19 protein-coding genes are annotated in these 26,736 nt (G+C 54.7%); 13 read left to right on the plus strand and 6 right to left on the minus strand.

Going from position 1 to position 26,736, the window contains the following annotated elements:
- The first annotated feature begins 14 nt into the window (after positions 1-14).
- A complete protein-coding gene (locus GS12_RS06460) occupies positions 15-584 on the plus strand; it encodes a CTP--molybdopterin cytidylyltransferase (RefSeq protein ID WP_034945047.1) in 570 nt (189 codons plus the stop codon).
- Here the strand turns inward: GS12_RS06460 and GS12_RS06465 are convergent.
- On the minus strand, positions 581-2,359 hold the full coding sequence (locus GS12_RS06465; protein ID WP_235421094.1) for a sigma 54-interacting transcriptional regulator: 1,779 nt from the start codon (positions 2,357-2,359) through the stop codon (positions 581-583). The two genes, GS12_RS06460 and GS12_RS06465, sit on opposite strands and share 4 nt — an antisense overlap.
- A gap of 357 nt (positions 2,360-2,716) precedes the next feature.
- Here GS12_RS06465 and ygeW point away from each other — a divergent pair, with 357 nt between their 5' ends.
- From ygeW to arcC, 5 genes are all read left to right on the plus strand, one after another.
- Positions 2,717-3,907, plus strand: a complete 1,191-nt coding sequence (gene ygeW / locus GS12_RS06470; RefSeq protein ID WP_034945050.1) for a knotted carbamoyltransferase YgeW — start codon at positions 2,717-2,719, stop codon at positions 3,905-3,907.
- Positions 3,908-3,977: 70 nt separating this feature from the next.
- Positions 3,978-5,183, plus strand: coding sequence for a diaminopropionate ammonia-lyase (dpaL, locus tag GS12_RS06475; RefSeq protein ID WP_034945053.1), 1,206 nt, complete (start codon positions 3,978-3,980; stop codon positions 5,181-5,183).
- A gap of 13 nt (positions 5,184-5,196) precedes the next feature.
- A complete protein-coding gene (locus tag GS12_RS06480) occupies positions 5,197-6,414 on the plus strand; it encodes a YgeY family selenium metabolism-linked hydrolase (protein ID WP_034945055.1) in 1,218 nt (405 codons plus the stop codon).
- Positions 6,415-6,463: 49 nt separating this feature from the next.
- Positions 6,464-7,855, plus strand: coding sequence for a dihydropyrimidinase (hydA, locus tag GS12_RS06485; RefSeq protein ID WP_034945058.1), 1,392 nt, complete (start codon positions 6,464-6,466; stop codon positions 7,853-7,855).
- Entirely contained in the window at positions 7,852-8,784 is a 933-nt protein-coding gene (arcC, locus tag GS12_RS06490; RefSeq protein ID WP_034945061.1) for a carbamate kinase, read from the plus strand. Before hydA ends, arcC begins: the two co-directional genes overlap by 4 nt.
- Here the strand turns inward: arcC and GS12_RS06495 are convergent.
- Positions 8,771-9,622 (minus strand): XdhC family protein, encoded by an 852-nt coding sequence (locus GS12_RS06495; RefSeq protein ID WP_052118368.1) that lies wholly within the window; start codon positions 9,620-9,622, stop codon positions 8,771-8,773. The genes arcC and GS12_RS06495 overlap by 14 nt on opposite strands.
- Positions 9,623-9,982: 360 nt before the next feature.
- Here GS12_RS06495 and ygfK point away from each other — a divergent pair, with 360 nt between their 5' ends.
- The 3 genes from ygfK (at position 9,983) to GS12_RS06510 (ending at position 16,016) form a co-directional block, all read left to right on the plus strand.
- Positions 9,983-13,087, plus strand: a complete 3,105-nt coding sequence (gene ygfK, locus GS12_RS06500) for a putative selenate reductase subunit YgfK (protein WP_034945064.1) — start codon at positions 9,983-9,985, stop codon at positions 13,085-13,087.
- 2 nt (positions 13,088-13,089) lie between these two features.
- Positions 13,090-14,406, plus strand: coding sequence for a putative aminohydrolase SsnA (gene ssnA, locus GS12_RS06505; protein WP_034945067.1), 1,317 nt, complete (start codon positions 13,090-13,092; stop codon positions 14,404-14,406).
- 137 nt (positions 14,407-14,543) lie between these two features.
- Positions 14,544-16,016: a nucleobase:cation symporter-2 family protein gene (locus GS12_RS06510; protein ID WP_052118369.1), complete on the plus strand. Its 1,473-nt coding sequence runs from the start codon at positions 14,544-14,546 to the stop codon at positions 16,014-16,016.
- A gap of 5 nt (positions 16,017-16,021) precedes the next feature.
- Here GS12_RS06510 and GS12_RS06515 read toward each other — a convergent pair whose 3' ends face one another.
- Positions 16,022-17,221, minus strand: coding sequence for an MFS transporter (locus tag GS12_RS06515; protein ID WP_034945070.1), 1,200 nt, complete (start codon positions 17,219-17,221; stop codon positions 16,022-16,024).
- 175 nt (positions 17,222-17,396) lie between these two features.
- On the opposite strand from GS12_RS06515, the gene GS12_RS06520 reads away from it, so the two are divergent.
- Positions 17,397-18,452, plus strand: coding sequence for an AI-2E family transporter (locus tag GS12_RS06520; protein ID WP_034945073.1), 1,056 nt, complete (start codon positions 17,397-17,399; stop codon positions 18,450-18,452).
- Positions 18,453-18,455: 3 nt separating this feature from the next.
- Here the strand turns inward: GS12_RS06520 and GS12_RS06525 are convergent, their stop codons facing one another.
- Positions 18,456-19,145, minus strand: a complete 690-nt coding sequence (locus GS12_RS06525) for a FadR/GntR family transcriptional regulator (RefSeq protein ID WP_034917782.1) — start codon at positions 19,143-19,145, stop codon at positions 18,456-18,458.
- A 173-nt stretch (positions 19,146-19,318) separates the two neighbouring features.
- On the opposite strand from GS12_RS06525, the gene uxuA reads away from it, so the two are divergent.
- Positions 19,319-20,503, plus strand: a complete 1,185-nt coding sequence (uxuA, locus tag GS12_RS06530) for a mannonate dehydratase (RefSeq protein WP_034917784.1) — start codon at positions 19,319-19,321, stop codon at positions 20,501-20,503.
- A 38-nt stretch (positions 20,504-20,541) separates the two neighbouring features.
- On the opposite strand, the gene GS12_RS24245 is transcribed toward uxuA, so the two are convergent.
- A complete protein-coding gene (locus tag GS12_RS24245) occupies positions 20,542-20,781 on the minus strand; it encodes a hypothetical protein (protein WP_152601364.1) in 240 nt (79 codons plus the stop codon).
- Between the two features lie 125 nt (positions 20,782-20,906).
- Between GS12_RS24245 and GS12_RS22950 the strand changes: the two genes are divergently transcribed.
- Both GS12_RS22950 and proP read left to right on the plus strand, forming a co-directional pair.
- Entirely contained in the window at positions 20,907-21,194 is a 288-nt protein-coding gene (locus GS12_RS22950; RefSeq protein WP_152601365.1) for a hypothetical protein, read from the plus strand.
- 266 nt (positions 21,195-21,460) lie between these two features.
- Positions 21,461-22,966, plus strand: coding sequence for a glycine betaine/L-proline transporter ProP (proP, locus tag GS12_RS06540; protein WP_034945076.1), 1,506 nt, complete (start codon positions 21,461-21,463; stop codon positions 22,964-22,966).
- A gap of 49 nt (positions 22,967-23,015) precedes the next feature.
- Here the strand turns inward: proP and GS12_RS06545 are convergent, their stop codons facing one another.
- Positions 23,016-26,162 (minus strand): autotransporter family protein, encoded by a 3,147-nt coding sequence (locus GS12_RS06545; protein ID WP_034945079.1) that lies wholly within the window; start codon positions 26,160-26,162, stop codon positions 23,016-23,018.
- Positions 26,163-26,736 lie beyond the last annotated feature (574 nt).

Here is a 26,736-nt window from a genome sequence, read left to right on the forward strand (position 1 = left end):
CAGGGAGCAGAGAGATGAAAGAGTGCATCATGCTGGCCGCAGGTCTTTCCCAACGAATGGGAACATGGAAAATGTTGCTTCCATGGGGAACGGGCACCGTGCTCGACAGCGCGCTGGGTGGCGCGCTCAGCTTTTGCGATCGGGTCATTTTAGTCACGGGGCATCGCGCTGATGAGCTGCATCAGCGCTACCGTCAGCATCCCCAGATCGCGCTGTGCTTTAATGCCTCTTACCGAGCGGGGATGTTTTCATCAGTGCAGCGCGGCGTGACGGCGCTGTGCTCAGAGGAACCTTTTTTTATCGTGCCGGGCGATATGCCCGCCGTTGATCCCAATATATACGCAGCCCTGTGGAGGCCCAACGCCATACGCTGCCAGCGTCCGGTCTGCGACAGTGGTAAAGGCCATCCTGTTTTGCTGCCGCCGGCGCTGGCTCCGACAATTCTCGCCGCGCCGCCAGAAAGTAACTTGCGTCAGCTGATGCTGCATCACGGATGCCAGGACGTGCAGGTAACCAGTAAAAGCATTCACTGGGATCTCGACACACCGGAGCAGTATCAACAACTACGCGGCCTGCTAAGCTAGTCGAGTCCATATTTTTTAATTTTGCGGTAAAGCGTCGCCACGCCGATCCCTAACTGGTCGGCGATTAACGATTTATCGCGGGTATGTTCCAACGCCTCTTTAATCAGCGTTTTCTCCATAGATTTAAAATCGGCCATCGCAACATTCGTGTCTTCGCGATCGCATATTTCAGGCTGCATGTCATGAAGTGTCGGTGAAGATTTCATCGGGGGGATAAGGTGGAACACTGGCGGAAGCAGCGCGCTGTCGATCATCTCGCCGTCCGGCACAATATTTACCAGATATTCAACAAGATTACTCAGCTCGCGCACGTTTCCCGGCCAGCGGTGGCGCTGAAGCAACCTCATGACTTCTTTACTGATGCCAGGATAGGAACAGCCAATACGTTGAGAATGCAGATTAATAAAGTAGTGCAGAAGCAATGCCAGATCGCCTTCACGATCTCGCAGTGGCGGTAGCAGGAGGGGAATAACGTTCAACCGATAATAGAGATCTTCCCTGAAGCGCCCCTCTGCAATGTAATTGCCCAGATTTTGATGCGTGGCAGAGATAATGCGAATATCCACCGGCACCGCACGACTGGCGCCCACCGGCATCACTTCGCGACTTTCAATAGCGCGCAGTAATCGCGCCTGCAAACTCAGCGGCATATCGCCAATTTCATCTAAAAACAGCGTACCACCGTGTGCAGACTGGATCAGGCCGGCCTTACCTCCTGGCGCGGCACCGGTAAACGCCCCCTTCACATAGCCAAACAGTTCGCTTTCCAGCAGGTTTTCCGGTATCGCTGCGCAGTTAATAGCGACGAAAGGCTTGTCATGACGGCTGCTGAAGCGGTGAATGGCGCGCGCAACCACCTCTTTACCCGTACCACTTTCACCAAGTATCAGCACGCTGGAAGGGCTGGAGGCGATCCTTGCCATAAGCTGCTTAACCTTTTTCATTGCCGCTGATTGCCCGATAACGCGATCGATAAAGAGCGGGTCCTGTCGCGTTGTTTCAACCGGGGTCGATGAGGCGTTTTGATGAAAAGCGAGTATAAAAAGCGTTTGCCTGCCGATACGCTGTAGCTGACCAATCAGTAAAAATTGCTGGTTGAGAAACGAGACAACGTGCTGCGTATAACCCTTGCCGCGGGTAAGCGGTTCAATCGTAACGACGGTGCCCGGCGCCAGCCCCGACGGGTGAAGATAAAGATGCTGAAGCGCGCGCTCGTTAATCTTCTGCACGCGATCGTCACGATCCAGCAGAATAACGCCCTGATCCATAGACGTAAGCAGCGACGTTAGCACAGCATCACTCTCACTTTCATTTTGTCGGGAACTTGATAACTGAGATACCATCAGATTAGAAACGTAGCGAATATACTGCATATAGTTTTCAGCATTTTCGACCAGGCGGCGATGCTGATCGTCATTAACGGCAATCAGGCTTACCACGCCATAACAGCGCTGGTTTCCTACGATGGGCACGCCCAAAAAAGCGCGTTCCTTGCAGTCGCCGCGCTGGTCGCAGCCCTGACAAAGAGAATTGAATCGAGAGTCCGCAATCAGGATCTCTTTTTGCTGTTCAATAACATTTCCGAGTAGAAGCGTGTTGCTTTCCGGGGTCTGGCCGAAACGGTTGCCATATGGCCCGGTGCCTGCGATGCGCAACAGTTTATGATCGACAACTTCAACTTCCAGTTGTAATACCTGCGCCAGCAGATGACAGAAATTCAGAATAGTGGTCTGAATGGACATCATTGTCGAGGGCGCTGCGATAGTCTCTTCCATAACGATCCTCCTTTCCTTGCAGTTTTTTTGCGCGCGATATTTATCATTTTGAGAATAGCGCTGAGCTTTCTCATTTTGAGTTATTTATTTCGTCGCGCCGAATGGCAATCCCGCCATTTTGCATCCCGCAAAATATCGTTATTTACCTCTTTATAAAAGTGATGAAACACTAATAACCCTGTTTTTAGAGGATCATCAATGCATTTTTCGAAAGAGGATCACATTAAGCATTATGCAAAAGCGGATTGGCACAAAAGTTGATTATATCCCTCCGATACTGCCTTTCCCGGCATCTGAGGCCCGACGGCCCGTCAGCTCTGCGTGGGTTAACTTTTCTGTCACAAGGACCGCCTCGAAATGGAAAACCTTAATGCGCTTTTGCATGCCATTGGCCAGAGAAAATCAGATCTGGCTAATAAAGACTTTTTGCTGACGTGGGAGCAATCTCGCGATGAGTTAGAACAGATACTGGATATTGCCGCTGCATTGAAAACCCTGCGGGAAAAAAATATCGATACGCAGTTGTTTAATAATGGTTTAGGCATTTCTCTCTTTCGCGATAATTCTACCCGCACGCGCTTTTCTTATGCCTCGGCGCTCAATCTATTGGGGCTGACGCAGCAGGATCTGGATGAGGGCAAATCACAAATCGCCCATGGCGAAACCGTACGCGAAACCGCCAACATGATCTCCTTTTGCGCAGATGCCATCGGCATCCGCGACGATATGTACCTCGGTGCCGGCAACGCTTATATGCGCGAAGTGGGTAGCGCGCTGGACGACGGCTTTGCGCAGGGCGTGCTACCGCAGCGTCCTGCGCTGGTCAACTTACAGTGCGATATCGATCATCCGACGCAATCAATGGCCGATCTGGCATGGCTGAAGGAGCACTTTGGAGGGTTGGAAAACCTGAAGGGCAAAAAAATCGCCATGACCTGGGCCTATTCGCCCAGCTACGGCAAACCCCTTTCCGTTCCACAGGGCATTATCGGTCTGATGACCCGCTTTGGCATGGAGGTTACGCTGGCGCACCCTGAAGGCTATGACCTGATCCCGGACGTGCTGGAGGTCGCGCGTAACAATGCTACCGTATCCGGCGGAAAATTCCGGCAGGTCAGCAGCATGGAAGAGGCCTTCCTGGATGCGGACATCGTTTATCCCAAGTCCTGGGCACCGTGGCAGGTCATGCAGCAGCGTACCGATCTGCTGCGGAGTCATGACAGCGTCGGTTTGCAAATGCTGGAGCAGCGTTGTCTGCAACAGAATGCAGGCCATAAAAACTGGCACTGCACGGAAGAGATAATGAAACGCACTCGCGGCGGCAATGCGCTCTATATGCACTGCCTGCCAGCCGACATCACCGGCGTCTCCTGCGAAGCGGGCGAAGTTGAAGCCAGCGTCTTCGAGCGTTATCGCATCCCTACCTATAAAGAAGCCAGTTGGAAACCCTGGATCATCGCCGCCATGATCGTCGCGCGTAAATTCACTAATCCAGCCGAGGCGTTGCAGCGCCGTCTGAACGCCGCGCAGCCACGCATTAAATATTGACTGGAATGGCGACGCGGGTCGCCACACATGACTCGATCTGATTGTCTCCTCCATCGAAGAAGGGCACGCCATGTCACAATTTTCATTAAAAATGCAGATCGTTGCGAATGGGCATTTCACGCCAACCAAATACGATACGTTCAACCGGCAAAGCGCAAAGGAAGCAAGGAATTTTCACCGCAAGCTGCCGGGCTACCAGCCTACGCCGCTGCGCCGACTGCCTGACTTCGCACAGATGCTGGGCGTGAAGGAAGTGCTGGTAAAAGATGAATCGCAGCGCTTTGCTCTCAACGCCTTTAAAATGCTGGGTGGCGCCTGGGCTATCGCCCGTCTGCTGTGTAAAGACTACGACATTGATATCAATACCTTTTCTTTTTCTGCTTTTCGTCAGCGCAATGAAAAACCGATGACCTTTGCCACCACCACCGATGGCAACCACGGTCGCGGCGTGGCCTGGGCGGCCCGCGAACTGGGCCAGCACGCCGTGATCTATATGCCGAAAGGATCCTCTCCCGCGCGCGTCAGCCACATCACCGATTTGGGAGCGGAGTGCATCGTCACCGACATGAACTACGACGATACGGTGCGCCTGACCATGAAAACCGCCCGGGAGAAGGGGTGGAGCGTTGTGCAGGATACCGCCTGGGAGGGTTACACGGAGGTGCCGTGCTGGATCATGCAGGGCTATGCCACGCTGGCTGACGAAGCCGTCGAGCAGATAGCAGCAATGAATATTGACCCTCCCACCCACGTATTTCTCCAGGCAGGCGTCGGCGCGATGGCTGCCGGGGTGCTGGGTTATCTCAGCGACATCTATGGCATTGAAGCGCTGCATGCCGTCATCGTTGAGCCGGACAAAGCAGATTGCCTGTTTCGCTCAGCGCAGCAGAACACGATTGTGGCCGTAAGCGGCGAGATGGACACCATCATGGCCGGTCTGGCCTGCGGCGAACCTAATCCCCTCGGCTGGCCGCTGCTGCGCGACCTCTCCCGGCACTTTATTTCCTGCGAAGACGCTGTGGCCGCACTGGGCATGCGCGTATTGGGTAACCCGGTGGGTAGCGACCCGCGCATTGTTTCCGGCGAGTCGGGCGCGGTAGGCATGGGCGTCCTTGCCGCGATCCAGCATCACCCACAGCGCGATGCGCTGATGAAAGAACTCAGGCTCACGCCATCCTCACGCATTTTGCTCATCAGCACCGAAGGCGATACCGACCCCGGTCATTACCGCGAGGTGGTGTGGGCAGGAAAAAATGGAATAACCGTCAACCGTTAACAGGAGCGATAACATGTCTACACCCATTCCCTATGAGGACATCCTCAAACTGGCAAAAAAATACCAGCCAGATATGACGCGCTTCCTGCGCGATATGATCGCCATTCCCGGCGAAAGCTGCGATGAAGAGCGCGTTATCAAGCGCATTCGCGAAGAGATGATTAAGGTCGGCTTTGACAAGGTCGAGATTGATCCTATGGGCAATATTCTGGGCTACGTCGGCCACGGTTCGCGCCTGCTGGCGATGGACGCACACATTGATACCGTCGGCGTCGGCAACCTGAAGAACTGGCACTTCGACCCTTATGAGGGGATGGAAGACGACGAGGTGATCGGTGGTCGTGGTTCATCCGATCAGGAGGGGGGCATGGCCGCGATGGTCTACGCGGCAAAAATCATTAAAGATCTCAAGCTGGAAGATGACTATACGCTGCTGGTCACCGGTACGGTACAGGAGGAGGACTGCGACGGCCTCTGCTGGCAGTACATTATTGAACAGCTAAAGATCCGTCCCGAATTTGTCATCAGCACTGAGCCTACCGATTGTCAGATATACCGTGGGCAGCGCGGTCGTATGGAGATCCGGGTTGAGGTTCAGGGCGTAAGCTGCCACGGCTCTGCCCCTGAACGCGGCGACAATGCTATTTTCAAAATGGCGCCAGTACTTCTGGATTTGCAGTCACTGGCTGGCCAGCTTGGTCATGATGAATTTCTTGGTAAAGGTACGCTCACCGTATCAGAAATTTTCTTTACCTCTCCAAGCCGCTGCGCCGTTGCGGATAGCTGCGCCGTCTCCATTGACCGCCGTCTGACCTGGGGGGAAACCTGGGAGAGCGCCCTGGAGGAGATCCGCGCGCTGCCAGCGGTGAAAGCGGCCAACGCGGAGGTCTCGCTCTATAACTACGAGCGCGCTTCCTGGACCGGGTTGGTTTACCCCACCGAATGCTACTTCCCTACCTGGAAAGTGGAACCAGACCACATCACCGTTACTACGCTCAGCGAAGCCTATCGCGGATTGTTTAACAAGGCCCCCGTTGTGGATAAATGGACCTTCTCCACTAACGGCGTCTCCATTATGGGGCGCCACGGTATTCCGGTCATTGGTTTTGGCCCCGGTAAAGAGCCGGAAGCACACGCGCCCAATGAAAAAACCTGGAAGTCTCACCTGGTCACCTGTGCGGCAATGTATGCAGCCACGCCGCTCGCCTGGCTACAGCAGTTGAAGAGATAGCGGCTTTTGTTGTCGGCGCCTGGCTTCGGACGCCGACGGGAGCAACATAATGAAAACCTTAATCAAAGGCGGCACGCTAGTGGATCACTCAGGCAAATACCGTCAGGATCTGCTTATCGACCGACAAAAGATAATCCGACGTGATACCGATATTACCAGCGATGCGGACATGGAAGTCATTGACGCGCGCGGTTTACTGGTGATGCCCGGCGGCATCGACGTGCATACCCATTTCAATATTGATGTTGGCATTGCGCAGAGCTGCGATGACTTTTTCAGCGGCACGCGCGCTGCGGCCTGCGGCGGCACAACCACCATTATCGACCATATGGGCTTTGGGCCTGACGGATGCAGTCTGGATCATCAGTTAAAAAAGTATCATCACGACGCGGCTGGCCAGGCCGTCATTGATTACAGTTTTCATGGTGTCATTCAGCACATAGACGACGCCATCCTTGAGGCTATTCCGCAGATGGTGCATCAGGAGGGCATCAGCAGTTTTAAATTTTATCTTACCTATAAACATCTGCTTAACGACGGCGACGTGCTGCGGCTGCTCGCTAAGCTGAAGGAGTGCGGCGCGCTGGCTACCGTGCATCCTGAGAACGACGCATCCATAAAGTGGCGGCTTCAGCAGCTTACACAACAGGAGAGAGGCGATGCAACGCGACATCCCTGGAGCCGTCCGGCGGTATGCGAAGCCGAAGCCATTGCCAGAACGCTCAATCTTGCCCGGCTGGCCGGGGATGCCCCGCTCTATATTGTACATCTGTCTAATGGACAGGGGCTGGACTACGTTCGTATGGCGCGCGCACAGGGGCAGCCGGTTTGGGTGGAAACCTGTCCACAATATCTACTGCTGGACGACAGCCGCTATCGGCATGCCGAACCGTTGAAATATATGCTTTGCCCGCCACTGCGGCCTCGTTCAGAGCTGGATAAGCTTTGGGTGGGTATCGCCGATGGCGACATTGATACAGTCGCGACCGATCACTGCAATTTTCCTTTTCAGCAGCGGCAGAAGATGGCCTCGACCGATTTTACCCGCTGCCCCAACGGTCTGCCTGGTGTGGAAAATCGTATGCCGCTACTTTTTTCCGAAGGCGTGATGAAAGGGCGTATCAGCCTTTCACGCTTTGTCTCGCTGACCAGTACGCAACCCGCGAAACTGTTTGGCCTGTGGCCGGAAAAAGGCAGCCTTCTGCCCGGCGCCGATGCTGACCTCACCCTTTTTGATCCCCTTGCCAGAAGTGCCATTCGCCACAGCGCGCTGCACGACAACGGTGATTACTCCCCGTGGGAAGGCTTTGTGTGCGACGGCTGGCCAGTTATCACACTGTCAAAAGGAAAAGTCGTTTGCAGCCACGGACGCTTTATCGGTCGAGCTGGTGATGGAAAATTTCTATTTCGCAAAGCCTTTGTTAACAGGGAGGAGTCATGAAAAAAAGAATTGTACTGGCGCTCGGCGGCAACGCGCTGGGTAAAGGATTGCCGGAGCAGATGAACGCGGTGAAAAACACCGCAAAAACGATTGTTGAACTCATAGCCGCCGGGCACGAACTGGTCATTACGCACGGCAATGGCCCGCAGGTTGGCATGATAAATCAGGCATTTGAAGCGGCATCGCGCATTGATGCGGATTCGCCCGCCCTGCCGATGTCGGTTTGCGTTGCGCTTAGCCAGGGCTACATTGGCTACGATCTGCAAAATGCGATCCGTGAGGCGCTACTCAATGCTGGCATCGATAAAGCCGTCGTGTCGCTGATTACTCAGGTAAAAGTGGACGAGCAGGATGCCGCTTTTCAGCATCCCGATAAGCCGATTGGCAGCTTTGTCTCGACAGAAGAAGCGCAGAAGCGCATCGCGAAAGGCGAGGTGCTGCGCGAAGATGCCGGTCGCGGTTGGCGACGGGTGGTGGCTTCTCCACGACCAACAGAGATTGTAGAAGCGGCTTCAATCAGGGCGCTGCTTGAGGCCGGACAGGTTGTCATTACGGTTGGCGGCGGTGGCATTCCGGTTGTGAGTAAAGGCAACCATCTGCAAGGCGCCAGTGCGGTCATCGATAAAGACTGGGCCAGTGCGATACTGGCTCGCGAGATCAATGCTGATATGTTGATTATTCTGACTGCGGTAGAAAAAGTAGCTATCAACTTTAACCGCCCCGACGAGTGCTGGCTCGACAGCATGACGCCGAAGGAAGCGCGCAGGCACATCGCTGATGGTCAGTTTGCGCCCGGCTCGATGCTGCCGAAAGTAGAAGCGGCGCTGTTTTTCGCCGCCGCTGGCAAAGGTTGTCAGGCGTTGATTACTCAGCTTGAAAAAGCCAGAGAAGGCATCGCCGGAGAAACCGGTACGCTCATACAGCAGTAGTCTGCGGCACGGCGGTCAGCAGTTCCAGACCGCCCTGCTCATTTATTTTTTCGTTGCTGCGCTGTCGGTTTGCCTGACGATAATGCCGGACAATATCTCCCAGAATGCTGATGGCGATCTCCTCTGGCGTTTCCGCTGCAATATCGATGCCGACAGGCGAATGAAAATGCGCCAGCGCCTCATCGTTCAGCCCTTGCTCGTTTTTAAGCGATTCCCGAAAGCGCCAGGCTTTCCGCCGGCTGGCAAGCAGCCCAAGGTAAGCCAGCGGCCGCGTGACGATCGCCTTCAGCACTTCACTGTCCTGACTGTTAGTCGCAATAATGGCATAGCCTTGCGCATCCAGCGTCAGCTCTTCGATGATGCGGCTATAGCTTTCGCCACTGATACAGCGGCAATCGGCAGGTAATGCGGGATCGCATAAATTCTTCTCCCAGGTATCGGCAACCACAACAGAAAAACCGAGCGGCTGCGCGGCCTGCGCCACCGCGCGATTGACGTGACCGGCACCGAATAAATAGAGTGCAGGGCGACGCGGGTAGACCGCAATGAATACCGTCATGTCGCCGCCGCAGTCCGATCCCACCGCATCCCTGCCCTGGCGGGCGAGCCGGGCATGAAAAAGCTGCGATCTTCCTTCACTCAGCGCCTGTGTGGCCTGCTCAATAGCCAGCCGCTCCATCATTCCGCCACCGATCGTTCCCACTGTTTCTCCCTCTTCGCTGACCAGCATGCTGGCAGAATGACGCGGCGTGGAACCGCGACTCTGCACAATGTGCAATAGCGCGAATGCGCCATTCTGGCGCTGTAACTCTGCTGCCTTTGCAAATAAACCTGACATGATCCTTCTCCCTGTCGATTGCCTGATTAGACATATGCAAGGTTTATACCTCAATTTTAATCATATCTTTCAAAGGCATATTTCAATCAGGTCGCTGAAATTCTCATATTGAGAGGGGAATTCTTAATTTGCGAACTTATTTGCGCGAGAAGAAGAGAACATCGAAAAGAAATAATTTTCATTTTCAGTTAATTGCGCCGACGGCGGCGATCTGCCATCAGGTTTGCGAATCCCGTCACGAAACCTGTTCAAACCGTCGATGCGTTTCTTTCCTGGCGCGGTTGTTGCTTTAGCAATGCAAAATTATTCGCAAAGCAGGTATGCCGAGCGGGATGACTGGAAAACAAAGAGGAGCTTGTTATGGGTGACATTATGCGTCCCATTCCCTTCGGAGAACTCATGACGAGAGTTTGTGCGGAGTATCAGGAAAACCAATCCATATTTGGCATTCCGGAACAGCATTTTTATCATCGCAATCCTGCCCGGCAGCTATCGCTTTTTGGCGAAACCTGCGACACGGCGGTCGGGCCGGCAGCCGGGCCACATACCCAACTGGCTCAGAATATCATCGTCGCCTGGCTGACCGGCGGCAGTTTTATTGAACTGAAAACGGTGCAGATCCTCGATCGCCTTGAGATTGAAAAGCCCTGTATTGACGCCAGCGATGAGGCGTTCAATACCGAGTGGTCAACGGAGTTTACGCTTACAAAAGCCTGGGACGAGTACCTCAAGGCATGGATGGTGCTGCACCTGCTGGAAGAACTCTACACGCCTCGCCGGCAAGGCCAGGGGCGCTCTTTCATTTTTAATATGAGCGTCGGTTATGACCTGAAAGGGATTAAGCAGCCCCCGATGCAGACCTTTATCAACGAGATGCGTGATGCCAGTAAAAATGAGAAGTTCGCTCGCTACCAGCAGGAGATGAAAACGTTTATCGACCGGGGCGCAGCATTCACTCTGCTGCAAAAAGCCGAACGAACAATGCTGATGACGCTGGTGGACAACATCTCACCTCGCATGGTCAACAGCGTGACGCTCTCCACCATGCATGGCTGTCCGCCGGATGAGATTGAATCCATCTGTCGCTATATGTTGCAGGAGCAAGCGTTGCATACCTATGTAAAACTTAATCCTACGCTGCTGGGCTATGCGCGAGTCAGGGAGATCCTGAGCCATAACGGCTTCGACTATATCTCCTTAAGTGAAGAATCTTTTAGCCACGATCTGCAACCGACGCAGGCGCTGGAAATGCTGGAGCGGCTAATGGCGCTGGGTAAAGCCCGGCAGCGCACCTTTGGCGTAAAACTGACCAATACGCTGGGCGCACGCAACCATAAACATCGTCTGCCTGGCGATGAAATGTATATGTCAGGGCGGGCGCTCTATCCTCTCTCAATCAATGTCGCCGCGTTTCTTTCGGAGCATTTCAACGGACAGCTTCCCATCTCCTATTCGGGCGGAGCCAGCCAGTTTAACATCGCCGATATTTTTGCCACCGGCATCCAGCCGGTTACCATGGCGACCGATCTGCTGAAGCCGGGCGGCTACCTGCGGATGAAAATCTGTGCAGAGAGGCTGGATAAGGGCGAAGGCTGGCGCAGCAACGGCATCGATACTAAAAAGCTGAGAGTGCTGGCAGACGCTTCGCTTACCGCAGAGTGGTCAAAAAAAGCCTGGAAAAGCCGTGATGAAATTGATGCAGGCGGTCCGCTGCCGCTAACCGATTGCTACGTCGCGCCCTGCGTAACCGCCTGCGCCATCAAGCAGGATATTCCGGAATACCTGCGCCTGGCTGGCGAAGGCCGCTACGCGGACGCGCTGGATTTGATTTATCAGCGCAACGCGCTGCCCGCCATTACCGGACATATCTGCGACCATCAGTGTCAGTACAACTGTACGCGCCTCGACTATGACAGCGCGCTGAATATCCGTCGGATTAAAAAAATCGCGCTGGAAAAAGGATGGGAAGCCTACCGCCAGCGCTGGCACAAACCTGCGGGTTCCGGCAACCGGCATCCGGTTGCGGTGATTGGTGCTGGCCCGGCGGGTCTTGCCGCCGGCTATTTCCTCGCCCGCGCCGGGCATCCGGTAACGCTTTTTGAACGTGAAGCTGGCGCCGGCGGCGTGGCGAATAATATCGTGCCGCGCTTTCGTATACCCGCCGAACTGATCGAACACGATATTAAGTTTATTGCCGATCATGGTGTCAAATTCATCTATAACTGTGATCCCCATCTGAACATCGATGCGCTTCGCCAGCAGGGTTACACCTACGTCTGCGTGGCAATCGGCGCAGAAAAAAGTAACGTGCTGGCCTTACCGGGCGGCAACCCCCGCGTCATGAAATCCTTTGATTTTCTGCGCGGCTTTAACGATAACCCTGCCGCTTGCGGTATCGGCGGCGATGTTGCCATCGTGGGCGCAGGCAATACCGCGATGGACTGCGCAAGAGCCGCGCTCAGAACGCCTGGCGTCACCTCCGCCACCATTGTCTACCGTCGTGAAGCGGCGGATATGCCCGCCTGGCCGGAGGAGATCGCTGAGGCCACGCATGACGGCGTAAAATTTATGACGCTGGTCAGCCCTGAACGCTTCGAAGCCGATGGCGCGCTTCTGCTACGAGTTATGCAGCCAGGCGAACCCGACGCGGGTGGGCGTCGTCGCCCGCTGGCCACCGATGAAACGCGCATTATCCATTTTGATGCGCTGATCGCCGCCACCGGGGAAAACCCGGACGATACCACCCTGCGCAGACTCGGCCTTTCCGTACCCGCCAACGGCGTGCCGCAGTACGATCCTGATACGCTGGAAACAGATCTTACCAACGTCTTTATGATTGGTGATGTGCAAACCGGCCCGGCCTCGATTGTTTCCGCCATCGGTAGCGCGCGTAAAGCCAGCAACGCCATTCTCAAACGTGAAAATATCCGTTCCGATAAAGATGACAAACGCTGGCTAAACAGCGATCCGATAGCGCTTTACGGTCGAAAAGGGCAGGTTTTTGTTCGCCAGATCAGCAGCGACGAAGACTATGCCCGTCAGGAGTCTGCGCGCTGCCTTGAGTGTAATTACGTCTGCGCGAAGTGCGTCGATGTCTGTCCTAACCGCGCCAATGTCGCGCTGAGCGTACCGAATTTTAAAAGCCGTCAGCAGATCCTGCATCTCGACGCGTTCTGCAATGAATGCGGCAACTGCGCGCAGTTCTGCCCGTGGCAGGGTAAACCCTACAAGGACAAGATCACCGTATTCAGTCTGCCGCAGGACTTCGTTAACAGCAGCAATCCTGGATTTATGGTTGAGCGCGACAGCGTGCAGATCCGCCTGCGCGGTCGCGAATGGATGTTCAACCTGGACAGTGGCGGCAATCTTATCGGTGAGACGCCGGATGAACTACAGGAAATGGCAGCCATCATCAGCTACACCCGTCAGCATCATCCCTATCTGCTTGGACACATGGAGGAATAATTATGCTGTTACTCAGGAATTGCACTGCCGTTCAGTTCGAACCCTGTCGGGTGGAGCAGGACATCGATATTGTTATTGAAGGCGAAAAAATTGTCGACACGGGCAGCAATCTTGCCGGGCGTTATCCGCAGGCCGAAATCAAGGATATGCGGCACCGTCTGGTGATGCCGGGGCTGGTTTGTGCGCATAATCACTTTTACTCCGGGCTTTCCCGCGGCATTCTTGCCCCCATCGCGCCCTGCCCGGATTTTATTTCAACCTTAAAAAACCTCTGGTGGCGTCTCGATCGCGTGCTTGATGAAGAGTCTCTTTATTACAGCGGACTGATCTGCTCGCTGGAGGCGATTAAACACGGCTGTACCGCGGTCATCGATCATCATGCCTCGCCAAACCTGATTAAAGGTTCACTGGCTACGCTACACCGTGGTTTTGTTGAGGCTGGCCTGCGTGGCATGACCTGTTTTGAAACGACCGATCGCAACGGCGGCCTGAAAGAGCTTGAAGCTGGCGTGGAGGAAAATATCGCGTTCGCGCAGTTGGTCAAAAATAACACACGCGGCGGTCTGGTGAGGGCGCATCTGGGCGCTCATGCGCCCTTTACGTTACCCGATGCGGGTCTGGATATGCTGAAAGAGGCGCAACGCCAAACCGGGTGTGGCCTGCATATCCACGTCGCGGAGGATCGCTATGATGTGTCGCACAGCCATCACCATTATGGTCTCGATCCCATTAAGCGGCTCGATAAATTCGGACTGCTTGATGAGAAAACCGTCATCGCTCATGCATTGTGGCTTCAGCCTGACGAAATCAGCCTGCTTAATCAGCGCGGTGCCTGCCTTGCGCACAACGCCCGTTCAAATATGAATAATAACGTCGGCTATAACGCGCACCTTCCTGATTACACTCTGGCCGCGCTGGGCACAGACGGCATCGGCGCAGACATGTTTGAAGAGCTTAAATTTGCCTGGTTCAAACACCGCGATGCTGGTGGCCCGCTTTGGCCAGACAGCTTCCTGCGCATGCTTTACAACGGCAATGTGATCCTTGAACGCAACTTCGAGGCGAAATTCGGCAGGCTGGAGGCGAACTACACTGCCGATCTCACCATTTGCGACTACGTATCGCCCACACCCTTACTGAGTGACAATCTTGCCGGCCACCTGGCCTTCGGCATGAACAGCAGTTCGGTGAACAGCGTTATGGTCGCGGGCAAAATGGTTTATGAAAACCGTACTTTTCCCTTTGATGTCGAGCCGTTATACACCAGTGCGCGTAAGGCAGCTGGCGAGCTATGGAAAAGAATGGCCGCCCTTGACTAATACCCGTCTGCGTCCATTCAGGGCGCGAATACATTCGTCGGATGATGGTCATGCGTCTGAATCGGACAGGGAGGCAACCCGCCTTCGAGTCGTAGCCGGAGATCCCCTCTTTCCGGCCGTAATGGAGAAATGTATTAATGAACGCTTCAACTTCTGATATGACAGCCGAGGCTGCCCGGTCATTGCCGGTGGATGAGATTCTGCCGATGAGCCAGATGATCCTCTACGGGCTTCAGCACGTCCTGGTGATGTACGCGGGCGCGGTGGCCGTACCGCTGGTTATCGGCGCGGCGCTTGACCTCTCCAACGACCAGATAGTGCTGCTAATCAGCAGCGATCTCTTCGTTTGCGGTGCCGCCACGCTGCTGCAAACGCTGGGTGTCAGCCGCTGGCTGGGCTGCCGTTTGCCGGTGGTACAGGGCTGTACCTTTGCCGCCCTCATCCCGATGGTTCTTATCGGCAAAGAGTATGGCATGGGCGGGATCTCCGGCGCGGTAATGGTTGCAGGGGCATTTACACTGCTTTGCGCCCCGTGGTTTTCCAAACTCGTTCGCTTTTTTCCAAAGGTGGTCATGGGATCGATCGTTACCCTGATAGGGCTGTCGATTATGCCGGTTGCGGGCGGTTGGATCGGCGGTGGCAGCAGCGAAACAGAGGGGTTTGGCAATATTCTCTCTCTTGCGCTGGCTTCGCTAACGCTGATCGTTATCCTCAATATCTATACGTTTGCATCCGGGCTGATTAAAAACGTCGCCGTGCTGATTGGCCTGCTCATCGGTTCCACCGTTTGGTATCTTGTGGACACGCTGGATTTCAGTCAGGTGTCGGTTGCACCCTGGCTAAACCTGCCCAGACCGCTCTATTTCTCTACGCCTGAGTTCCACCTCGTGCCCATTTTTTTACTCTCCATGGTGATGGTCGTCGTCATGGTCGAAACCATGTCGTCAATGATGGCAACGGGGGAGATCGTCGGCCGCAAAGCCGAAAGCGAAACGCTCAGGAAAGGGTTGCTGGCCTGTGGCCTGGCGACCTTCAGCGGCAGTTTTTTTAATCTTTTCCCCTATGCTGCCTTCGCACAAAACGTCGGGCTGATTAACCTTACTGGCGTAAAGAGCCGCTTTGTTGTCGCCGTTTCAGGGGCGATGCTGATCCTGATGGGCCTCTTCGCAAAGCTCGCGGCGCTGGTGGTGATTATCCCTAAGCCGGTACTGGGCGGCGCGGGCGTGGTGATGTTTGGCATGGTGGCGGTGTCCGGCATACGTTCGCTCGGGCAGGTTAACTATCGTAATAACAATAACGGTATGGTCGTCGCGCTGACGTTGGGTATCGGACTAATGCCGGTACTGGTGCCCAGCCTGTTCCATCAACTCCCCGAACTGGCAAAAATGTTCCTGCACAGCGGTATTACCCTGGGAACCAGCGTGGCAATTGTGGCGAACCTGATCCTTAACGGCAAAGGGAAAAAGCAGGCGGACTGCGTGTGTCAGCCGGATGCACAGCCAGATGCCACAGAAACCACTGCCGCCCGTCGGGTCGCAGTGAAAACCGCACGGGTCTGGCTACTGATGCGCCGCGCCAAAACCACCCAGCAGAAACGACGCGATCTCTGATGATATCAGCCTGCCGCCGGCGTGGCGCGCCGAAGCCGCCACGTCAGCACCATGGCCACGCAGATCAGCAGGCCGCTCAACAGATAGATTACCGGTACGCCGAGCCAGCTCATTACCAGCCCTGCGACCGGCCCGGTAATTCCCAGCGAGAGATCCATAAATGCGGTATACGTTGCCAGCGCGCTGCCCTGATTCTGTGGCGGCACCGCTTTCACCGCGACGACGCCAACGGCAGGGAACACCAGCGAGAAGCCTGCGCCAGTGAGAAACGCGCCCAGCTTCGCGACCCACGGATCGCCCGCGCCCCATACCAGAAACAGCCCCACGGCTTCGACGGCAAAGCACACCAGCGCAACCATCAGGCCGCCGTGGCGGTTGATCGCGTTCGGAAACAGCAGCCGCGTTCCCACAAACGCACCGCTAAACAGCGTCAGCGCCCAGGCGGCCCCCTCCCAACCTTTTGCCTGATAGAACAGCGTAATAAAGGTGGCGATAACGCCAAACCCCGCCGATCCCATCGCCAGGATCACACCATAGCCCCAAATGCGGCCCAGCACGGCACGGAACGGGAGCTGTTTGCCCTTACTGCTTTTGACGTTTTCACGCGGCAGTGCCAGCAGAATAGCCGCCAGCGCAATAACGATAATGATGCCGGAAAGCAGCAGCAGGCCGCCCCAATGATAGATTGCCACGCCGAGCGGCGCGCCAATCGCCATTGCGCCGTAGGTAAAGATGCCGTTCCAGGAAATTACCCGGCCAATATGCAGCGAGCCCACCACGCCAACGCCCCACAGGGTGGAGCCGGTGCCCGCAAAGCTCTGGCCCGCGCCCAAAATTATCCTGCCGATACAGATAAAAATCAGGCCCAGAACGGGCGTGCTGTCGCCCAGCGCGCCCAGCGCATAAAAAACGCCGCTGAGTAAGGGGCCAAACAGACCGAGGATCACCACTTTTTTCGGCCCCCAGCGATCGGCCATTCGGCCGGAATGCGGTCGGGTGAGCAGCGTGGCGAAGTATTGCAAACTGATGGCAAGACCCGCCCAGAAAGTGCTGAAACCCATTATGTCGTGCACGTAACCGGGCAAAACCGCCAGCGGCAGCCCAATGGTCATATAGCTGGCGAAGTTAAAAATCACTACGGAAATAATACGCAGGTTCAGGCGTAATCCGCTCAGCGCAGGCTCCGTATCAGGTTGTTCAGGCATGAAAATCAGTACGCTATTGGACAGAGATGAGTATTAACTATACCTGGTTTTGCCGAAAAAAGATCGCACCACGTGGTGACAAATATCGGTCAACGTCAGCGAACTCTCTAAATTTCGTCGCGTAAGCGTATGAATGCGCTAGACTTGATGAGCGAATTGGCGCATCGGAGGCGGAATGAGTGAATTACAGCAGGAGAAGATAGGGCAGAACATGTTGCTGAAGCTGGCGACGCTGGTAGTCATTCTGGCGGGTATCAAGGCAGCGTCGGAGATCATGGTGCCCTTTTTACTGGCGATGTTTCTGGCCATTATACTGAATCCGCTGGTCACAATACTGATGCGGCGCGGCGTCAAACGGGTGATAGCCGTGACGCTGGTGGTGGTTGCCGTACTGATTTTTATTGCCCTGCTGGTGGCGATGATTGCCGGTTCGGTCAGTGAATTCAGCGATATTTATCCACAGCTCAGTACGCAGGTGGAGCGCAAACTGGCGATTTTGCAGCATTTTGCTTCGCCCTTTCACATTAACCTTTCCACCACGCGACTGGCTGACCGACTTGGCCCCGATTCAGTGATGAATATGGCGGGCGCAGTGCTGAGCCAGTTTTCCGGGGTCATGACCAATATCGTGCTGGTGCTGACCACGGTGATCTTTATGCTGTTTGAGGTGCATCATCTGCCCTATAAACTGCGTTTCGCGCTGGTTAACCCGAAAATCCGCATTGCCGGTTTACACAAGGCTTTAAAAGGCGTAACCCATTATCTGGCCTTAAAAACGCTGATCAGCTTGATCACCGGCCTTTCAGTCTGGCTGGTGCTGTTCCTGCTGGGCATAAAATTCGCGCTGCTGTGGGCCGTAGTCGCCTTTGCGATGAACTACATTCCGAATATCGGCCCGATTATCGCCGGCGTGCCGCCGTTTCTTCAGGCGCTTCTGCTGAACAGCGTTTACGACGCCACGCTGGTTGCCACCCTGTTTATCGCCATTCATATGGTTTTTGGCAATCTGCTTGAGCCACGGCTGATGGGAAGAGGGCTGGGGCTCTCGAGCCTGGTGGTGTTTCTGTCGTTGCTGTTCTGGGGGTGGCTGCTCGGCCCGGTTGGCATGCTGCTCTCCGTGCCGCTCACCTGCGTCTGCAAAATTTTGATGGAAACCACGCCGGGCGGGAGCAAGCTGGCGATCCTGCTCGGCAACGGCAGGCCACGCACCAATAAGCGCCTGACGAAGTAACCATTACGTCTCGCTGAATAAGCGATCGTAGACATGCTGGAGATGGTTTTCCATGCACTGCCGGGCAAGCACCGGATCGCGCGCGGCGATAGCCCGCGCGATGCTGTCGTGATCCTGATTCATCACTCGCGGAAAGTCGTTTTCCGCATAGTGACTTTCCAGTCGAATAAAGTGTGAGCTTTTTCGCTTATTCCACAGATATTCCATCATTTCCGCCAGCAGCTCGTTGCCGGTCATTTCAGCAATTAACAAATGAAAGCGCTTGTCTTCATGGAGAAATTTTTCATCGTTGATATTTAAGCCAGTTAAATCCTGCGCAAGTTCATGCAGTCTGGCGCGCTGATCGTCCGTGCCGTTGCGCGCCGCCAGTTCGGCGGTCATCCCTTCGTAGATCTTCCTCGCGTTGAGCAGGGCCTTCAGGCTGAACGCTTCGTCAACAGGCGTGACGTCCGCCTGCGGCAGCGGACTGGCGACAAACACGCCGTTGCCGGTACGAATTTCCACCCAGCCGGTAATTTCCAGCGCGATCAGCGCTTCACGCACGGAAGAGCGGCTGACGCCCAACTGCCTGGCCAGTTCGCGCTCCGGCGGCAGCATCGCGCCAGGCAAAAACTGCCCTTTGTGAATGCAGCTAATCAGCAGCGCGGAGATCTGCCGATAGAGTCTTTCGGGTTTAAGCGTCGGTAATTCCATATCTGACGGCTCCTGCCATGCGATTTGGCAGGCAGCTTAGCACAGGGTTCTGCCCTTTTTGAGGCTGCTGCTGGCTAAAAGCTGCGATCGGTATCACGGCGCTGAACGTTGTTACGTTCTATTCTTGGTCCAGCGGCCTGACCACCGGGCCAATATTTGCGAGGAGCGAGTTTATGGAACACACATGGCGCTGGTATGGCCCAAACGATCCTGTGTCGCTGGATGATGCGCGCCAGGCGGGGGCAACCGGCATCGTCACTGCCCTTCATCATATTCCCAACGGCGAGGTCTGGCCCATCGAAGAAATCAGGGCGCGTCAGGCGCTGCTGGCGGAAAAAGGTCTGGTGTGGTCAGTGGTGGAGAGTATTCCCGTCCATGAGTCAATCAAGACCCGACGTGGCGATTACCAACGCTACATTGCTAACTATCAGCAGTCGATTCGTCACCTTGGCGCCTGCGGCGTGGATACCGTTTGCTACAACTTTATGCCCGTGCTGGACTGGACGCGCACCGATCTGGCCTGGGAACTGCCGGATGGCGCGAAGGCGCTGCGTTTCGATCACATCGCCTTTGCCGCCTTCGAACTGCACATTCTGAAACGCCCCGGCGCGGCGCAGGATTACGATGCGCAGGAGCAGAAAGAGGCGGCGGATTACTTCGCGGCCATGACGCCGGACGCGGTAGAGACGCTGACGCGCAACATCATTGCCGGACTGCCAGGCGCAGAAGAGGGCTACACGCTGGCGCAGTTTCAGGCGCAGCTTTCGCAGTACGACGGCATCGACAAAGCCGGGCTGCGCGAGAGCATGGCTGAATTTTTACGCGCCGTGGTGCCGGTGGCGGAAGAGGCGGGCATCGTTCTGGCGGTGCATCCTGACGATCCGCCGCGTCCGATCCTCGGCCTGCCGCGCATCGTCTCAACGTTTGACGATATGCAGTGGCTGAAGGCGACGGTCGACAGCATTCATAACGGCTTTACCTTTTGTACCGGTTCGTATGGCGTCCGCGCGGACAACGATCTGGTGCAAATGGCCAGCGCCTTTGCCGATCGCATTCACTTTGCGCACCTGCGTTCGACGCTACGCGAGGCCAACCCGAAGAGCTTTCATGAGGCGGCGCACCTGGAGGGCGACGTCGATATGGTCGGCGTGGTCAAGGTGATTCTGGCCGAAGAGCAGCGTCGTCGCCAGCGGGGCAGCCAGCGTCCAATCCCGATGCGTCCTGACCATGGGCATCAGATGCTGGACGATCTGCATAAGAAAACCAACCCTGGCTACTCGGCGATTGGTCGGCTGAAAGGGCTGGCAGAGGTGCGCGGCGTGGAGCTGGCGCTGCGCCAGACGTTCTTTAACGCGTAGCGCTGACGGGCGCCCGCGACGCCCGTTTTGTATTACCTTCAGCCACGTTGCATATCAATGACAAAGCGATAGCGCACGTCGCCTTTTTCCAGACGCGCCAGCACGCTGTTGATATCACGTATCGCGACAACCTCTACATCCGCCACAATATTATGCTGCTGGCAGAAGGCCAGCATCGCGCGAGTGTCCTTCGTTCCCGCAGCGCCTGAACTGGCGAGGCGACGGCGGCGCGCCAGCCGGATCCGGCCCCTTCGGGAGCGGATAAACAAAATACTCATCGGCGACATAATAATAGGAATAGCAGCGCCGTAACGGCCTTGCGACAGCAGAACGCCTTCCCGCTGCCAGTGGCCTGCATGCGCAGCTGGCCTGCCTGTTTGATATCTGGCTGATTGAACCGGTAATGTCAGTGCTGGGATCGGAGAATGCGACAGATTTGATCGTTAACTGCCAGGCATGGGCGCCCGATGCCACCCGGGCAATGCACGCGGAATTTGAACAGGCGTTGAAAACCGTGCTGGCGCCCAACCTGACGGGTAATCCCTATATTACGGCTGACGATATGGCCTTCATCCTGCGCACCGCCACGACCAGCCTGAAAGCATCCGTTGAAAATGAACCACACCTGCGGCGGATGGTGAGTGGGCTGATTGCCATGTCGGTGGCCACCGTGGAAAAAAAACGGCTCTGAAAAAAAATAAACTTATGAATTTGCAATGAAATCCCGGTTATCTGTTTTTTAAAAATTCAATAATTTCCGGTAGAAATTATGTTACGTGCTTAAGTAACGATATACTGAGCAACGTCAGCGACAGGTTAAAAGGCGTGAACGCCCGCTAAATATTGCTGTCGGCAGGATGGCAGACCTGGAAGCTATTATGTGCGTTGTCTCATATTTTCAAGACGACAGATGAACGCAGTTCCCATTGGAAAACAGAAAACTACAGGGTGTTTTATATGAAGCTACGTAGGAAGCGTGTTAAGCCGATTGGCTTAAAAGACGTAACGATCATTGATGATGCCAGGTTACGCAAGGCGATTACCGCTGCTTCGCTTGGTAACGCCATGGAGTGGTTCGACTTTGGTGTGTATGGATTTGTGGCTTACGCATTGGGCCAGGTCTTTTTTCCGGGCGCCGACCCCGGCGTACAGATGATCGCCGCTCTGGCGACGTTCTCGGTTCCTTTCTTAATCCGTCCACTGGGTGGGCTGTTTTTTGGCGCGCTGGGCGACAAATATGGTCGCCAAAAAATCCTTTCGATAACCATTGTGATTATGTCGATCAGCACGTTCTGTATCGGCCTGATCCCCTCCCACGCCTCGATCGGTATCTGGGCACCCATCCTGCTGCTGCTGTGTAAAATGGCGCAGGGCTTTTCCGTAGGCGGCGAATATACCGGTGCGTCAATTTTTGTGGCGGAGTACTCGCCCGATCGCAAACGTGGCTTTATGGGGAGCTGGCTGGACTTTGGCTCAATCGCCGGCTTTGTGCTTGGCGCGGGTCTGGTAGTGCTTATCTCTACCGTTGTGGGTGAGGCAAACTTCCTCAGCTGGGGATGGCGCATCCCGTTCTTTGTTGCGCTGCCGCTGGGGATCATCGGGCTTTATCTGCGCCACGCGCTGGAAGAAACGCCTGCGTTCCAACAGCACGTTGATAAGCTTGAACAGGGCGATCGCGAAGGGCTGACCGACGGGCCGAAAGTCTCCTTTAAGGAGATCGCCACTAAACACTGGCGAAGCCTGCTGGTGTGTGTCGGCCTGGTGATTTCTACCAACGTCACCTATTACATGCTGCTGACCTACATGCCAAGTTATCTTTCGCACAACCTGCACTACCCGGAAGATCATGGCGTGCTGATCATTATCGCCATTATGATTGGTATGCTGTTTGTACAGCCGGTAATGGGCATGATGAGCGATAAGTTTGGCCGTAAGCCTTTCGTTATCATCGGCAGCATCGCGCTGCTGCTTCTGGCGATCCCATGCTTCATGCTGATTAACAGCGACGTTATGGGCCTGATTTTTGCCGGTCTGCTGGTGCTGGCGGTGATCCTCAACTGTTTCACCGGCGTGATGGCCTCGACGCTGCCAGCGATGTTCCCCACGCATATTCGCTACAGCGCATTAGCCAGCGCCTTTAACATTTCGGTACTGGTTGCGGGCCTGACGCCGACCCTGGCGGCATGGCTGGTTGAATCATCCGGTAGCCTGTATATGCCCGCTTATTATCTGATGGTGGTGGCGGTAATTGGCCTGATCACCGGCTTGACGATGAAAGAGACGGCCAATAAGCCATTACGCGGTGCAACGCCGGCAGCTTCCGATATGGCCGAGGCGCGCGAAATATTGCAGGAGCATCACGATAACATTGAGAACAAGATTGAGGATATCAATGAGCAGATTGCCGAGCTGGAAGAGAAGCGTAAGCATCTGATCAATCAGCATCCCAACATTAACGAATAGCCAGAAAGCGAAAAGCCCGCGACAGTCGCGGGCTTTTTTATCGCCTTGCTCAGAACTTATATTCCAGGCCCAACGACCCGGTATAGCCCTCAATTCCCTTGCTAAAGGTATGTGAGTACTGACCTTCAGCATAGACGCGCAGATTCTTATCCACGTTGGCGCTGACGCCTGCCCCAGCCTGCCACTGTGCTTTATGAACGTCTGGCTTCAGGCGCTCTGAATTCATCATGATGCCCGGCGTTGCGCCAATTTGCTGCACCATATCTGCTTTCAGATAAGGCTGCGCACGCGTTCCGTCATAGAACAGACGCATTCCGCCGCGAGCCTGGCCAATAAAGAAGTTCTGATCGTTCAGCTTCACGTCTGCGGATTCGGTCTGACTCACGTTCATATATTGCACCATGAGCTGCGCCTGCGGCTCAATTTTGACGCGGCCTGAGAGTGTATAAGGCTTGCCCACTTCTCCGGAAACCACCAGACCATAACTGTCCAGTTTCGCCGATGAGTCGCTGTGCAGACGATTGCTGTAGCGGGTAAGCTGCGCCACGGTATCAACATAGGTGCCGTCATCATGCAGTGCCGTGAAGTAGCCGCCCACGCCGTAAGCGGTGGTGTACGCATGCCCGGTATTCACCGACAACCCTGCTCGCGCGCGACGGGCGTAGTCCTGATTGGCGCTGTTCTGACGTCCCAGGGTAATCATTGGGCCTGCTTTTGCCTGCCAGCCGTTGCTGAGTGTCTGATTGTAAACGTCACCGCCCAACTGAATGTAAGAGCTGTTAACGTCATAACCAAAACGATCGGCACCGAAGCTGTCATGACGTCCATAAACGCGTCCCCAGGCACCCTGACCGTCCCGGTAAGCGCCCATACGCTGGTGGTAAGCACCCACTGACATAAAGCCATAAGCCGCATTCAGATACGGCGTCATCAGATAGCCTGCCGTCTCCGCACGATAAGTCTTGGGCGCATCGGGCTTATTGCCCTGGTCGTTGCCCCCATTGTTGTCCGGCTTGTTCTGGTTATTACCCGAATTGCCGTCATCAATCGGTGGCGTAACCGCCTCTTCTTCCGGCTCAACGGCGGCGTAAGAAGCCTGAAGATACCAGTCGTTATTACCCACTTTATTCAGGTAATACTCATAATTTCCCGCAACGGCACGGCCCGCCTGGGTAAAGGTGGCGCCCTGCGTGTCGCCGTCAACCTGGATAACCTTAATACCGGCATCGGTTTGTGCGCCTGCGCCATCCGTGTTAGTGAAGGTAACGTTGTAGCTACCTTCTGCCTTGCCTTTGACGTGTACCTTATCTGAAGGCGAGTCATCGCCTCCAAGGTGAGTATTAAGGGTAAAGTTACCGTTTCCGCTCAGGTCGCCGTCTACGGTCAGGGTGCGATAATCCCCGCCGCGTTTAAAAATAACGTGACCATTCTGCTTCAGCGTTTTCACGTTTGAGTCTGCACTCATCAACCATACGCTGCTGTCATCCAGCGCCAGGCTGTTAACGTTCTGCGTTGCACCATGCAGTTCGGAACCGTCGGCTAACGATAAATCAATGCGGTTTTCATAGCTGTCGGTTACCACATCGCCCAACAGCCTGACCTGTCCCGCCGCCGTTGTCGTAATATTTGCATACACCGGAGCAACGTCAGGGTTGTCATCAATGATCGCGCTTGCCCTGATAGCTTCGCCGTTACCACCGGAAACCGTGGTGTTATTCTTCAGCGTAAGCTGAAAACCATTTGTTCCACCTGCCAGGATCGCCGTCGAATTGGCGCTGGTCAGCGCAACGTTATCCAGCGTCGCCTGCGGCCGTGGCTCATTAGCCGGGCTTGGCATGATGACATACAGCCCTTCAGCCTGTTCGGCGGTGATGATGCTGTTGCTGACGTTGAGCGCGCCGCCGTAGGTTATCCGCATGCCATGCGCATTGACCCCCTCGGTGCGAAGATCCACACCGTCAGCATTAACGGTTGAATTATGCATCGCAAACAGCCCTACGCTGTTGTCCCCGCGGGTGTGAATAACGCTTTCTCGGGCCGTGGTTTCACCGCCAAGTGCGGCAACAACGGCATGACTGCTTATGCCTGACGTGGTAATGGTCAGGCCTTCACCCTCGACGCTGCCATGCGAGTAGAGACCATATGCGTAATCGCCGGTGGTTGAGAGCTCGCTATCTTTTACGATTGCCGTGCCGAGCAGGGCAGCAACGGCGGTGGCGTTGTCGCCCTGTGTAGCAATACGGGTGTTCGTCGCGGTCAGCAGGGCCTGATCCGACATGACAATCAGTGCGTCCGCCTCATCCCCTGTGGTGGTATAGGAGCCGCCATCAATCAGTACTGTACCTTCGTCCTGGTTAACGTCAACGGCATGACTGACCGAATTAACATCCACATTGTTCAGCGTCAGTACGCCGTTCATTACTCTCACCCCAACGTCGGCGGCGTTAATGCTGCTGTCGGTAAGGGTGACGCTTGAAATATCAGTGGTATTACTGCCTTTATCTAAACGGATGGCGGCGGCGGCGGTCGCTGCCGAGGTAATGACCACGTTTTTGCCTTCAAACGTACTGTTGAGGATATACAGACTGTGCCGCGCACCCGCGTTGCCTAAGGCTATTTTTGCATTGTCCACTTTTGCAACCGTACCGTCTTCCAGTCGGATGCCAAAGTTACCTGCATCGCCGCTGGTGATGCCAATATCGTTCGCGGTCAGCGTGCCGCCCGACAGATTGATTGCCACGCTGTTAATGCCGCTGAGCGCGACCTGCGCGTTATTCAGCGTGATGTTTGAATTTTGAGTAGCCAGAATGCCATTGTTATTCCCCCCGGCAGTACCGACCAGCCCGCCGTTCATTTCCAGCGTGCCGTCCGTGACTTTTATGCCATTGGATGAGGCTTTTTGCGCATAAAGTGAGGAGCGATTAAGTTGCAGCGTGCCTTTATCTGTCACCTGTGCAACGTCGGTGGCGTCGGCGGCGCTGGTAAAAACGGTCCCGAGATCGGTTATCAACAGGCTGTTTTCACCGTTGACCCGTAGCGGAACGTCATCTTGCGTGGTGGTGGTGTAGTTGTCATCTGCGGTAACGACCGCGCCGTTTTCCGCCACCCAGGCGGACGAAGAAGCTGCTGAGACATAAAACGGGAATAACGCCAGCGTTATTATATTAAGTGAGAAGAATTTTTTATTAATAAACATGAGACATTCCTTTGTATAGCGGCCCGGACAAAGACACAGGTATCGATCCTGCATTGGGCCCTCAATAGTCATTCATTGAGATCTGTATTAATGGCAACACCAGTAGAAGCGTCAGCATAAAATAATTAGCACGCAATCAATTTAAAATAAATACGAACAAATGTTACATCTAAAAGTAAAATAAGTAAAACAGCTCGCCAGAGTAAATTGCGTTCGATTTTATTAACTATGGTAATAAAGGCTTCCGTTTAACCTTATCTTTTCGGTTAAAGCCAGGTTTTTCAACACCTGCAAAGAAGAAAGAATACGTTAAATAACTGTTTCTGTTAAAATAAAAACGCCCTTGTGATGTACAACGGGATGAAAAACAAAGAAATCCTGTTTTATAAGATTCAACTACGCTAATAACGAATAAAAAGCACCCAAAAATAACAAAAAATTAAATTCAGGCTGGCGTTGAAATAAAACCATCTTCACACTGACGCAACATTATAATGCCTTTTGCTCTGATCCCAGGTTGTATCACATATTACTGGAATCAATAAGCGTGACGGTTGACAGAAAGATTAAATAA

It is taken from the genome of Erwinia oleae (assembly GCF_000770305.1).
In the GTDB taxonomy this organism is placed as follows: Bacteria; Pseudomonadota; Gammaproteobacteria; order Enterobacterales; family Enterobacteriaceae; genus Erwinia; species Erwinia oleae.